11 protein-coding genes are annotated in these 12,071 nt (G+C 71.6%); 4 read left to right on the plus strand and 7 right to left on the minus strand.

Translation table 11 applies throughout. The features are described from left to right. The 5 genes from JF597_RS44965 to JF597_RS44985 all read right to left on the minus strand — a co-directional run. A partial coding sequence (locus JF597_RS44965; RefSeq protein ID WP_294010681.1) for a TerC/Alx family metal homeostasis membrane protein occupies positions 1-740 on the minus strand: 740 nt, incomplete at its 3' end. Positions 741-962: 222 nt separating this feature from the next. Continuing rightward, complete coding sequence (locus JF597_RS44970) at positions 963-2,966, minus strand: TerD family protein (protein ID WP_294010684.1); 2,004 nt, start codon at positions 2,964-2,966, stop codon at positions 963-965. Positions 2,967-3,082: 116 nt separating this feature from the next. Further along, complete coding sequence (locus JF597_RS44975) at positions 3,083-3,661, minus strand: TerD family protein (protein ID WP_294010686.1); 579 nt, start codon at positions 3,659-3,661, stop codon at positions 3,083-3,085. A gap of 157 nt (positions 3,662-3,818) precedes the next feature. Then, positions 3,819-5,891, minus strand: a complete 2,073-nt coding sequence (gene uvrB / locus JF597_RS44980; RefSeq protein ID WP_294010689.1) for an excinuclease ABC subunit UvrB — start codon at positions 5,889-5,891, stop codon at positions 3,819-3,821. Positions 5,892-5,931: 40 nt separating this feature from the next. Next, positions 5,932-6,798 (minus strand): MHYT domain-containing protein, encoded by an 867-nt coding sequence (locus JF597_RS44985; protein WP_294010692.1) that lies wholly within the window; start codon positions 6,796-6,798, stop codon positions 5,932-5,934. A gap of 277 nt (positions 6,799-7,075) precedes the next feature. Between JF597_RS44985 and JF597_RS44990 the strand changes: the two genes are divergently transcribed. Then, a complete protein-coding gene (locus JF597_RS44990; protein WP_294010695.1) occupies positions 7,076-7,945 on the plus strand; it encodes a glycerophosphodiester phosphodiesterase family protein in 870 nt (289 codons plus the stop codon). A 51-nt stretch (positions 7,946-7,996) separates the two neighbouring features. Further along, positions 7,997-8,551 carry a methylated-DNA--[protein]-cysteine S-methyltransferase gene (locus JF597_RS44995; protein WP_294010697.1) on the plus strand — a complete coding sequence of 185 codons (555 nt, stop codon included), beginning with the start codon at positions 7,997-7,999 and terminating at the stop codon, positions 8,549-8,551. 43 nt (positions 8,552-8,594) lie between these two features. On the opposite strand, the gene JF597_RS45000 is transcribed toward JF597_RS44995, so the two are convergent. Then, complete coding sequence (locus JF597_RS45000) at positions 8,595-9,023, minus strand: VOC family protein (RefSeq protein WP_294010699.1); 429 nt, start codon at positions 9,021-9,023, stop codon at positions 8,595-8,597. Positions 9,024-9,120: 97 nt separating this feature from the next. On the opposite strand from JF597_RS45000, the gene JF597_RS45005 reads away from it, so the two are divergent. Both JF597_RS45005 and JF597_RS45010 read left to right on the plus strand, forming a co-directional pair. After that, entirely contained in the window at positions 9,121-10,029 is a 909-nt protein-coding gene (locus tag JF597_RS45005; RefSeq protein ID WP_294010701.1) for a pseudouridine-5'-phosphate glycosidase, read from the plus strand. Then, a complete protein-coding gene (locus tag JF597_RS45010; RefSeq protein WP_294010704.1) occupies positions 10,014-10,964 on the plus strand; it encodes a carbohydrate kinase family protein in 951 nt (316 codons plus the stop codon). The genes JF597_RS45005 and JF597_RS45010 overlap by 16 nt, the downstream gene beginning before the upstream one ends. A 68-nt stretch (positions 10,965-11,032) precedes the next feature. Here the strand turns inward: JF597_RS45010 and JF597_RS45015 are convergent, their stop codons facing one another. Then, a complete protein-coding gene (locus JF597_RS45015; RefSeq protein ID WP_294010706.1) occupies positions 11,033-11,827 on the minus strand; it encodes a methyltransferase domain-containing protein in 795 nt (264 codons plus the stop codon). Between the last annotated feature and the right edge of the window lie 244 nt (positions 11,828-12,071).

Below are 12,071 nucleotides of genomic sequence, written 5' to 3' on the forward strand. Positions count from 1 at the left end.
TCGATCAGGAAGTACAGCTGCCGGAGGCCGAGCAGTGAGAACGCCGTCGCGGTGACGACCAGATAGACCTGCTGGGTGAGGCCGAAGATCGCCGGGATGGAGTCCAGGGCGAACAGGACGTCGGTCGTACCGATCGCGAGCATCACGACCAGCATCGGGGTCATGACCCGCTTGCCGTTCTGCTGGATCCACAGCTTGGTGCCGTGGTAGCGGTCGGCCACACCGAACCTGCGCTCGGCGGCCTTGAGCAGCTTGTTCTCCTCGAACTCCTCTTCCTCCTGGTCGGCCCGGGCCTCCTGGATCAGCTTCCAGGCGGTCCAGATCAGGAAGGCGCCGAAGAGGTAGAAGACCCAGGAGAAGCTGGCGAGGATCGCGGCGCCCGCGGCGATGAAGACGGCTCGCAGCATCAGGGCTATGAGGACACCGACGAGCAGCACCCGCTGCTGGTACTGCGAGGGAACGGCGAACTTCGCCATGATCAGGACGAAGACGAAGAGGTTGTCGACGCTCAGCGACTTCTCGGTGATGAAGCCCGCGAAGAACTCGCCGGCGGGCTGGCCGCCGCCGAAGACGAGCAGGCCGAGGCCGAAGAGTCCCGCCAGGGCGATCCAGACGACGGTCCAGATCCCGGCTTCCTTGACGGACACGTCATGCGGCTTGCGGCCGATGAAGAAGTCGACCGCGATCAGGGCGGCCAGCCCCAGGATGGTGAGGACCCACAGGGTCGCGGATACATCCACTGTTGCCTCCGGTTAGTGAACGGCAAAGATTCGGCGTTGCGCTACCGGAGGTCTCTTCCACCCGGGACGGGCCGACGCCCCGGGATCCGACCGGATCCGTATTGACGGGTACGCCGCAGCAGACAGGGAGTACTCCCCTCCGTGCGGAAAACACTACCCCAATCACCAAGGAAAGGTAAAGCGATTGGCAAAAGAAAGACCAAGTTGACTGGTCAGAGGAGTTTACATGCGCTTGGTGCGGGCTGCGGCGACCCGGGTGAGCACCTGCTGGAGCACCTGGCTTCCGGGCGGCACGAGGCCGGGCTCGTACGTCCAGGCATGCCCCACCCACGGGTCGGCCAAGTGATCGTCCGGCACCGGCGTGAGTCTCATCAGTGAACGCCAGAGCGGGACGAGCAGCGGGCCGTAGGCGGCGGCTTCCTCACGGTCGGCGACCAGTAGGAGATGGACGCCGACGTCAGGGCCGTCGTCCGCGAGATAGCGCAGCTGTGTGACGGCCCGGTCATCGAAGCCGTGCGGGAAGTCGTTCACGACCAGCAGCTGCCGCGAGGTGTCCAGACCGGCCGGCAGGGCGTCGGACGCACCGCCCCGCACCGCCATCTGCACCAGGTCGACGCGCTCCGTGAGCCGACCCAGCACACCCGCCACACCGGCGGCGCCCGTCGCGGGCGGCGCATCCAGCGCACCGGCCCCCGTCAGCGGTGCGAACGCGGACGCACCGGCACCCGCCGGATCGATGACCTGCACGCCGAACTCCCCCGCCGGATGGACGGCGAGCAGCCGGGCCGCGAGCGCCACCGCCGTCTGCAGGGCGAGGTGCCGCACCTCACCCGCCTCCTCGAACGGGGATCCGTCGGGTACACCGCTGTCGACCCACAGGCCCCGCTCCAAAGGCAGCCTGACCAGCATCGGGATGCGCAGCGGGGCGCTCTCCGGGAGGTGGAGGTCACCCAGTCTGACGGCCATCGGCGGCTCCGTCGGCACCCGGTACCCGTGCCAGACCGGGTTGTCCCAACGGGCGTACGCGGGCGCCAGCGCGGGCTCGACGACCTCGGACTCGGCGGTGAGCTGCGCGAGGTCCCGGTCGAGGGCCGCTCGCGCCTGGTCGGCCAGCTGGGCCTGCCGGGCCTGGGCCGCCTCGCGCGCGGCGTCGCCCGCCGAGCCCAGGCGGCTGCGCGGGTCGGAGAGGAGCTGGTCGAGCTCCTTCTCCATGCGCGACTCGGCGAAGTCGAGAGCGCTGCGATAGGCGGCGGTGGAGCGGGCCAGGTCCTCGAACATGCCCCAGACCTGGTTGTAGAGCCGCTCGTCCATGGACCAGCCGGCGGCGTCACCCGCGACGGGCGGCGGGGGTCCGTCCGCCGGGGCCGGAGCCTCGGGGGCCGGGGGCCGGGGCGTCTGGCGGCGCTTCGGATGGGTGTAGTCGACGGGTCCGCCGGTGGGAGCGGCGGCCGGGACGCCCGGGCCGCCGGAGGCCGGCACGCCGCCGTCGGGCGTCGGCCCCCTCTCGACGGACCCGTCGGAGGGGGCTGGTCGGCCGGCGCTGTCGCCGGCTGCCTGGAGGTCGTACGGGAACCCGGCCGCGGGGGCGGTGCCCGCCAGGTCGGGGCCGGTGACGGAGGCGGCCGTACGCCGGGAGCGGTCAGTGTCTGCGGTGCGGGCCGGGACCGAGCGGGCCAGGCCGCGCGCCACCGCTTCCTGGATCCCCCGGGCGAGTTCGGCGGCCTGGGGCAGGCCCTGGTCGGCGAGGAGCCCTGTCAGGCCCTCCGCGTAGCCCTGGCCCACCGCGCGGATCTTCCAGGCGGCCTGGCGGCGGTAGAGCTCCAGGGCGACGACCGCCGATTCGGCGTCCAGGCCGGTGAGCGTGTAGCCGGCGACCTCGGTGCCGTCGAGACCGGTGACCGCGGCGCGCGGTGCGGCGAGGGCACCGAAGCGGAACGGGCCGCCGGGCACGGCGGGCAGGGCGATCAGGACGTTGACCCGGTGCACGGTCTCGGGCATCGCGTCGAGGTCGACGGCGAGCCGGTGTTCGGCGGCCGCCTGCCGGGAGACCTCGATCCCGGGCAGTGTGGGCGCGCCCGGATGGGCCACCCCGTCGGCACCCCGTACCCGGCCGTTCTCGTCGGAGAGGGTGGCCCCGGCCACGACCGGCACGTCGGCCGAGATCCGGATCTCGATCCGGTTCCGCGAGAGCGGATGGTTCTGCCCGCGCACCAGCTCGGCCGTCATTGCCCACGTCCCCCTGTGTGTCGTGTCCTCGTGTGCCGTCGGGCCGCAGCTGAGCGCTCCGCCGGAAGTGCCGCATCGGGTGGTCCGGAGTCCGCGGCACCGCGGTGGGCGACCGCCTACAGGATCGGCAGGATCGCCGGCACCAGGTCCTGGAAGGTGCGGCCCTTGGCCGGGACGCCCAGGGCCGTCATCGTCCAGCCTGATCCCGACCGGTGCACCTTCGCCATGATCTGGGCGGTGTACTCGCCGCCGCCGTCGAGCGTGTACCGGGCGAGTTCCTGGCCGGTGCTCTCGTCGACCAGCCGGCAGAAGGCGTTCTGCACTTCCTGGAAGGTCTGGCCGGTGAAGGAGTTGACGGTGAAGATGATCTGGTCGACGTGGACCGGCACGCGCGCGAGGTCGACGAGGATGGCCTCGTCGTCGCCGCCCTGGCCGGCGCCGCCGACGAGGTTGTCGCCCGTGTGGCGGACCGAGCCGTCGTCGCTCACCAGGTGCCGGAAGAACACGACGTCGACGGGCTGCTTGTCGGCGAACAGCACCGCCGAGGCGTCCAGGTCGATCTCGCGGGTGCGCGAACCGAACAGCCCGCGCCGGGGCGCCGCCTTCCAGCCAAGACCCATGCGGACCGCGCTCAGGGAGCCGCCGTCCTTCTTCTCCAGGCTGATGGCCTGACCCTTGGTCATGTTGACGGTCACGGCTGCTTCCCCTCGTCGGATGTCCCCAGTGGCCGCGAAGTGCGCGGCTGCCCGAAACCCTATGCAGCGCCGCTGACAGCGCCGAACCCCGGCCCACGCTTTGTGTCGGTCTTGCAACACTTCGCGCCCATACCGGGGTCCGGTGGCGGCCCAGGCGTCAGGCCAGGCCCGCCTCCCTCATCTGGCGCAGTTCCTTCTTCATCTCGGACACCTCGTCGCGCAGCCGGGCCGCGATCTCGAACTGCAGATCAGCGGCGGCGGCCCGCATACGCTCCGTCATCTCCTCGATCTGCTCGGCGAGTTCAGCAGCCGGACGGTCGGTGGGCACTGTTTCCGCTGCCTTGCCCTTGACGGCCTTGCCGGCCTTCGCGCCCTTGGCCGCCTTGTCGCCCAGGGACGGAACGGGTGCCTTGGCCCCCTTGCCGTCCTTCAGCTTGCGATAGCCCGAGCCGAGCAGCTGTTCGGTGTCGACCTCCTCGCGGGCGATCTGCGCGACGATGTCGTTGATCTTCTTCCGGAGCGGCTGCGGGTCGATGCCGTGGGCCTTGTTGTAGGCGACCTGCTTGCCGGAGACGTTGCGCGCCGCACGGCCGATGGTCTGGATCAGCGAGGTGCCCGAGCGCAGGAAGCCCTCCTTGTCGGCGTCGAGGATCGCCACCAGAGACACCTCGGGCAGGTCGAGGCCCTCGCGGAGGAGGTTGATGCCGACCAGGACGTCGTACTCGCCGGAGCGCAGCTCACGCAGCAGCTCGACACGGCGCAGGGTGTCGACATCGCTGTGCAGGTAGCGCACCTGGATGCCGAGCTCCAGGAAGTAGTCCGTGAGGTCCTCGGCCATCTTCTTGGTGAGCGTGGTGACCAGGACCCGCTCGTCCTTCTCGGTGCGCTTGCGGATCTCGTGCACCAGGTCGTCGATCTGGCCCTCGGTGGGCTTGACGACGACCTGGGGGTCGACGAGCCCGGTGGGACGGATGATCTGTTCGACGACGCCGTCCGAGCGGGAGATCTCGTACGTGCCGGGGGTCGCCGACAGATACACGGCCTGCCCGATGCGCTCCTGGAACTCCTCCCACTTCAGGGGGCGGTTGTCCAGGGCGGAGGGCAGCCGGAACCCGTGGTCGACGAGGGTGCGCTTGCGGGAGGCGTCGCCCTCGTACATGGCACCGATCTGCGGCACGGTGACATGCGACTCGTCGATGACGAGGAGGAAGTCCTCCGGGAAGTAGTCGAGCAGGGTGTTCGGCGGGGACCCGGGCAGGCGGCCGTCGAAGTGCATCGAGTAGTTCTCCACGCCGGAGCAGGAGCCGATCTGGCGGAGCATCTCGATGTCGTACGTGGTCCGCATGCGCAGCCGCTGGGCCTCCAGGAGCTTGCCCTGCTTCTCCAGCTCGGCCAGGCGCTCCCCCAGCTCCTTCTCGATGTCGTTGACGGCCCGCTCCATGCGTTCGGGGCCCGCGACGTAGTGGGAGGCCGGGAAGACGTACAGCTGCCGGTCGTCGCTGATGATCTCGCCGGTGAGCGGGTGCAGGGTGGACAGCGCCTCGATCTCGTCGCCGAACATCTCGATGCGGACGGCGAGCTCCTCGTAGACCGGGAAGATCTCGATGGTGTCGCCGCGGACGCGGAAGGTGCCGCGGGTGAACGCCAGGTCGTTGCGCGTGTACTGGATGTCCACGAAGCGGCGCAGCAGGTCGTCGCGGTCGATCTCGTCGCCGACCCGCAGCGGGACCATGCGGTCGACGTACTCCTGCGGGGTACCGAGACCGTAGATGCAGGAGACCGAGGCGACCACGATCACGTCGCGGCGCGTGAGCAGTGAGTTGGTGGCGGAGTGGCGCAGCCGCTCGACCTCCTCGTTGATCGAGGAGTCCTTCTCGATGTAGGTGTCCGACTGCGGGACGTAGGCCTCGGGCTGGTAGTAGTCGTAGTACGAGACGAAGTATTCGACCGCGTTGTTCGGAAGAAGCTCGCGGAACTCGTTGGCCAGCTGGGCGGCCAGCGTCTTGTTCGGCGCCATCACCAGGGTGGGGCGCTGGAGCTTCTCGATCATCCACGCGGTGGTGGCGGACTTGCCGGTGCCGGTCGCGCCGAGGAGGACGACGTCCCTCTCACCGGCCTCGATGCGCCTGGCCAGGTCGGCGATGGCCGCCGGCTGGTCGCCGCTGGGCTGGTACGGGCTGACGACCTCGAAGGGCGCCACCGTGCGTTCGATGTGGGAAACGGGCCGCATGGGTTCTACCGTACGACCCCGCACTGACAACCGGTTCTGATCAGCGGTTCTGCGGGGTGCGCGCGCTGTGGTGGCTCGGCTGACGGCCGACGCGCAGCTGCGGGCGGCGGCTCGGGTGGTGGGTGACCTCGTCGGCCGGGACGCCCGGCTTGTGCTCCACGCGGAGCCGGCCGGGTCTGCCCGTGACCATCAGCGGGTCGAAGATCACGACGACGGCGGCCAGGCAGAGGAAGGCCAGCGGGCCGATCAGCATGGGGGCGAGCAGGGAGGCGGGAGAATCGCCCGGGGACGTCACGCCGGCGCTGTGGAGGTGGACGGTGAGGGCGGCCATGCCGGTGTAGTGCATGCCGCTCACGGCGACTCCCATGACGAGGCTCGCGCCGACGCTCCACAGGAAGCCGCGGACCTGTCCGGCCGCCCACAGGGCCGAGGTGGCCGCGACGACCCCTATCACCACCGATGCGGCCACCGTGAGCGTGTTGTACTCCAGGGTTCCGTTGAGGCGCAGTCCGGCCATGCCCAGGTAGTGCATCGAGGCGATGCCCAGGCCGGTGATCGTGCCGCCCGTGAAGAGCGCGGCCCCGGTGGCGCCGCGGTAGCCGACTATGAAGATCCCGACGCCCACCATGACGACGGCAAGGCCGAGGCTCGCGTAGGTGAGGGGTTTGTCGTAGTGGATCGGCGTCTCCTTGACGCTGAACCCCATCATGGCGACGAAGTGCATGGTCCATATGCCGGAGCCGATCGCCGCCGAGCCGAGGGCGAGCCAGGCGGGCCGCCAGGACTGTGCCACGAGCATCGCCCGGGTCGTGCAGCGCAGCCCGAGGGCGCCACCGAGGCAGGCCATCAGATAGGCCACCAGCGGGGTGACGACCCCGTAGCTGAATCCGTCGACCGTGCCCTGCATGCGCGGCTGCCCTTCACCCTTTGCGTCCCGGAATATGTGCCATGCGCCCCCGTCCCAGGACCGCCCGAGCGGTCAGGGTTGACGCAGAGAGTATGACCCGCACCGGAATGGTCGAACGATTTTCCGGCAAAGAAACACGCCCTTGCCGCAGTTGTGCGGCAACGGTGAGCGGGCTTGGACGACTCCATTCAATCTGTGGCCATCCGGCACCCGACCGCTGTTGACTCCCTGCTGTCACTCTTGTGCTGTCCGTATTCGCTCGACGTGAGGAGTGCGCATGCACGCGCGCGCAGTCGCCGCCACGGCCACCGCGCTGCTGGGAACCGCAGCCCTGCTGAGCCCCGTCCCCGCCGCCCGGGCCGGCGACGCCGCCGAACCCACGGTGCTCGCGCACCGGGGCGCCTCCGCCTACGCCCCCGAGAACACGCTGGCCGCCATCGACAAGGCGGCCTCGCTGGGCTTCACCTGGGTCGAGAACGACGTCCAGCGCACCAAGGACGGCCGGCTCGTCGTCATCCACGACGACAGCCTCCGGCGCACCACCGACGTCGAGAAGGTCTTCCCCGGCCGGGCGCCCTGGAAAGTGAAGGACTTCACCGCGGCCGAGGTCGCCCGGCTGGACGCGGGCAGCTGGTTCGCCCCCTCATACCGGGGCACGCGGGTGCCGACGCTGGCGCAGTACATGCGCCGGGTCGAGCACAACCACGAGAAGCTGCTCCTGGAGATCAAGAACCCTGAGCTGTATCCCGGCATCGAGCGGCAGATCCTCGGCCTGCTGGACAGCGAGGGCTGGCTGGACCGCCGGCATCTGGACCGGCTCGTCGTGCAGAGCTTCAGCGCGGGCAGTCTGCGCACCGTGCACGGGCTCCGGCCCGCCGTGACGACCGGATACCTCGGAACACCGTCGGTGGGGTCCCTGCACCGGTACGCGGGCTTCGTGGACCTGGTCAACCCGTCGGTGGACTCGATCTCCGCCGGTTACGTGAAGGACGTGCACTCGTTCGAAGGGCCGCACGGCAGGCCGCTGCGCGTCTTCACCTGGACGGTGAACGACGCGGTCACCACCTGGAAGGCCGTCGGTTACGGCGTGGACGGGATCATCACCAACAAGCCGGACGTGGTGCGGGCCGCGCTGTGCGCGAGCTGACCCGGGCCGGGGCGACGGGCACTGTCAGTGGCGGGCCGTACGGTGGGGCACATGGACAGCGAAGGGCAGTACGGGCAGCGGGTGGTGTGGGCCGTCGTGGGCACCGACATCGGTCCGCTGCTGCTCGCGGCGACCGGCAGCGGCCTGGTCAACGTGGTGTTCCACGCCACCGAGGCGGTGCGGGAGCGGACGGTGGAGCGGCTGGCGGCCCGGCTGGGCAGCGAGCCCGTCGAGGATCCCGCGGAGCCGGTGCTGGCCGAGGCGATATCCCAGGTGCGGGCGTACTTCGCGGGCCGCCGGCAGGACTTCGACCTGCCGCTGGACTGGTCGCTGATCTCCGGCTTCAACCGCCAGGTGCTGCGCGAACTGGCCACCGGGGTCCCCTGCGGCACGGTGGTCGGGTACGGCGACCTGGCGGGACGCGTCGGGCAGCCCGGCGGGGCGCAGGCGGTGGGCGCGGCGATGGGCGCCAATCCGCTGCCGGTCGTCGTGCCCTGTCACCGGGTCGTGGAGAGCGACGGGGGGATCGGCGGGTTCGGGGGCGGTCTGGAGACCAAGCGGAAGCTGCTCGCCCTGGAGGGTGTGCTGCCCGAGCCGCTGTTCTGAGGCCTGGTCCCCGAACCGGCCGTGCGGCGCCCCGCCGCGGCGGTCAGCCGTAGTGCCGTGCCTCGACGACGTTGCCGTCGGGGTCCCTGAAGTAGAAGTTGCGCGGGGCAGTGCCGCGGGCGCCGTAGGAGTCGTGCCCGATGTCGGTCATGGGGACGGCGTGCTCGGCGAGGCGGGCACGCAGGTCGTCGAAGGCGTCGGACGGCAGGGACAGGCAGACGTGGTTCACGGGGTGGCCCGCGCTGCCGGCGGCGCCGGGAAGTGCCGGCATGCGCTCGGCGAGGGTGAGCGGCGCGAGGTCGATGATGGTCTCCTCGTTGACGCGTACGGAGGGGAAGGGCACCTCTCCCGCGGTGAACTCGGCGATCCGGAGCGGCTCCAGGCCGAGCATCCGCTCGTAGAAGCCGGCCGCGGCGGCCGGGTCGGCGACCCAGAGGACGACATGGTCCAGACGTGCCGGGTGATTCGTCATACCGCCCAGGCTGGTGGCGTCCCCCACAGGCCGCAAGCGTTTAGCCGGGTACGGCCCCCGCCAGAGATGAGGGAGGACCGACGGACAGGAGGCAGACGTGGTGCTGGCGGTGTCGGAAGAGGTCAGGGAGGCGCTCGGCGCGGGTCGCGCGGTGGTCGCGCTGGAGTCCACGATCATCGCGCACGGGCTGCCGCGCCCGCGCAACCTCCAGGTGGCACTGGAGCTGGAGGACACGGTACGGCGTGCGGGCGCGGTGCCCGCCACCATCGCCGTGCTGGACGGGCGGCCCCATGTCGGCCTGGCCAAGGACCAGTTGGAGCGGATCGCCAACGAGGACGGGATCCGCAAGCTGGGCCACCGCGACCTGCCGCTCGCCGTGGCGGCGGGGGCCAGCGGGGCGACCACCGTGTCGGCGACGGCGCAGCTGGCGGCGCTGGCCGGCCTGCGGGTGTTCGCGACCGGCGGTCTCGGCGGGGTGCACCGTGAGTGGACGTCGACCCAGGACGAGTCCGCCGACCTGGGGCTGCTGGCACGCACCCGGATCACGGCGGTGTGCGCGGGCGTGAAGTCGATCCTGGACGTGTCGGCGACCCTCCAGCGCCTGGAGACCCTGGGCGTGGCCGTCGCCGGTTACGGCACGGACCGCTTCCCCGGCTTCTATCTGTCCGACTCCGGGCATCCGGTCGACTGGACGCTCGAGTCCCCGGAGCAGGTCGCGGACGTCATGCGGGCACAGGACGCACTCGACGCGGCGGACTCGGCGCTGATCGTCGCCAACCCCGTCCCGGAGGCGGAGCAGCTCGACCCCGCGCTGCACGCGCGCGTGCTCGCCGACGCGCTGCACGCGTGCGACGCGGAGGGGGTCGCCGGTCAGGCGGTCACGCCGTTCCTGCTCGACTACCTGGTCCGGCACACGGACGGCGCCTCGCTGGAGGCCAATCTGGCGGCCGTGCGCGGCAATGTCGGGCTGGCGGCGCGGATCGCCTCGGCGTGGGCCAGGGGGTGACGACCGAGCGGGCGTCCGCGCCGGGCGGGGGCGTGGGCGGGGCGCTGCTGGTCGTCGGGGACGTCGTCACCGATGTCGTCGCGCGGTACCGGGGGCCGCTGGCGGCCGGCACCGACACGGCCGCCGTGATCCGGACCCTGCCCGGCGGAGCGGGCGCCAATGTGGCCTGCTGGGCAGCGCAGACGGGCTGTGCGGACGTACGGCTGCTGGGGCGGGTGGGCGCGGACGCGGCCGGGTGGCACGAGCGGGAGCTGGCGGCCGCCGGGGTGCGGCCCCGGCTCGTGGTGGACCCCGAAGCCGCGACGGGGACGGTGATCTGCCTGGTCGACAACGGCGCCTCGGGCGAGCGGACCTTCCTCACGGACAGCGGGGCGTCGCTGCGGCTGGAGCCCGCCGACTGGTCGGACGCGCTGCTCGACGGCGTGGCCCGGCTCCATCTCTCCGGCTACCTGCTGTTCTCCGAGCCGAGCCGGGCGCTGGTGGCGACAGCCCTGGCGGCGGCCCGCGAGCGTGGCGTGCCGGTGAGCCTGGACCCGGCGTCGGCCGGGTTCCTCGTGGCGCTGGGCGTGGACCGCTTTCTGACGCTCGCCGAGGGGGTCGACGTCCTGCTGCCGAGCCGGGACGAGGCCTGTCTGCTGACGGGGCTGCCCGATCCGGCGGACGCCGCGGCCAAGCTGAGCCGCCAGGTGCCGCTGGTGGTGGCCAAGGCAGGGGCGGACGGCGCCCTGGTGGCCCGGTCGGGCAGCGTCCTCGCCCGGGTCCCGGCCGCACCGGCGACGCCCCGGGACACCACGGGCGCCGGTGACGCCTTCACCGGGGCGTTCCTCGCCGGGCTGGTCGCCGGCCGGGATGCCCGGGAGGCGGCGGAGCTGGGCTGCCGGGCGGGTGCACGAGCGGTGGAACGCGTGGGTGCCAGACCGCCCGCCCCTGACTGACCGGGGCGAGGGTGCCGGCCCGGAACCGGCCCGGCCGGCCACTGCGCGGACGCCAGGAAGCGGCCGGCCTACGCCTTACGGCCCCACGCGGAGATCATCGGGGCCGTGACGAGGTCCATGCTGCCCGTCGCCACATGGGCCAGGTGCTGGTCGATCTCCTCGTCGGTGGCAAGGCCGGCCGCGACGAGCCGACCCCGGATCTGCCGGACGGTGGCGGCCTCCAGGGCGGTACAGGCGGGCGAGGCGACGGGGAAGTAGGCGTCGGCCTCCACCTCGTGCAGCCCGGCCTCGCGGAGCAGCCGGGGCAGCTTGCGTCCGTACGAGAGGTCGGCGCCGCGTTCGGCGAGGAGTTCGCGGAAGCCCTGGCGCAGGCGGTTGGCGAGCTGCTGCTCGGGGCCGTACTCGTAAGGGCAGGTGAGGGGCTGGAGGGCGGGGTCGGCGTCCTCGACCAGCAGTCGTCCGCCGGGACGCAGGGCCTTGATCATGGAGCGCAACGCCCGTTCCCGGTCCGGCACATGGACCAGGACGAGCCGGGCGTGCACCAGGTCGAAGTCCTCCCCCGGCGGCTCCTCGGCGCCGACGTCGTGGGTGCGGACCTCGACGGGCGGGTGGCTGGCCGCGGCGAGCAGCGAGGTGTCGATGTCGGTGGCGACGACCCGGCCCGTCGGACCGACCTTCCCGGCCAGCCAGGACACCACGGAGGTGCCGCCGGCACCGACCTCCCAGCAGCGCCGCCCCGGTCCGAGACCGAGTGCCTCGAGGTGACGGAAGGTGGTCGGGTCGAAGAGGTCCGCGAAGGCGTCGAAGCGCTGTCCGGCCTCACTCTGGCGGTTGTCGAGGAGATATCCGTCGCCCTGTGTCATGAAGCGATGATTTCAGCTGACCGGCTTGTCCGCCGCGGCAGACGTTCCGCCACCGTGGGCGTGCCGTCGGGGGGCGGCACTCGGGACCCGCCGCCGAGTGGTGGGATCACGGGTCGCGAGACGGGTCGAGATCCGGTTGTCCACAGGCGGGAACCAACCGGAACTCGCCCTTCCCACAGGCTTACCCGTGTCTCACACCGGGCTGGCAGACTGGCCGGGCAGGGCGGGAAGCGCGTGCGAGTGG

The organism is Streptomyces sp. (assembly GCF_019510245.1).
Classification (GTDB): domain Bacteria; phylum Actinomycetota; class Actinomycetes; order Streptomycetales; family Streptomycetaceae; genus Streptomyces.

Bases quoted from the DNA above. Each gene is read 5' to 3' on its own strand.
- JF597_RS45000 (WP_294010699.1), bottom strand. From the start codon at position 9,023: ATGACGAATCACCCGGCACGTCTGGACCATGTCGTCCTCTGGGTCGCC.
- JF597_RS44990 (WP_294010695.1), top strand. From the start codon at position 7,076: ATGCACGCGCGCGCAGTCGCCGCCACGGCCACCGCGCTGCTGGGAACC.
- JF597_RS44985 (WP_294010692.1), bottom strand. From the start codon at position 6,798: ATGCAGGGCACGGTCGACGGATTCAGCTACGGGGTCGTCACCCCGCTG.
- JF597_RS45015 (WP_294010706.1), bottom strand. From the start codon at position 11,827: ATGACACAGGGCGACGGATATCTCCTCGACAACCGCCAGAGTGAGGCC.
- JF597_RS44970 (WP_294010684.1), bottom strand. From the start codon at position 2,966: ATGACGGCCGAGCTGGTGCGCGGGCAGAACCATCCGCTCTCGCGGAAC.
- uvrB (WP_294010689.1), bottom strand. From the start codon at position 5,891: ATGCGGCCCGTTTCCCACATCGAACGCACGGTGGCGCCCTTCGAGGTC.
- JF597_RS44995 (WP_294010697.1), top strand. From the start codon at position 7,997: ATGGACAGCGAAGGGCAGTACGGGCAGCGGGTGGTGTGGGCCGTCGTG.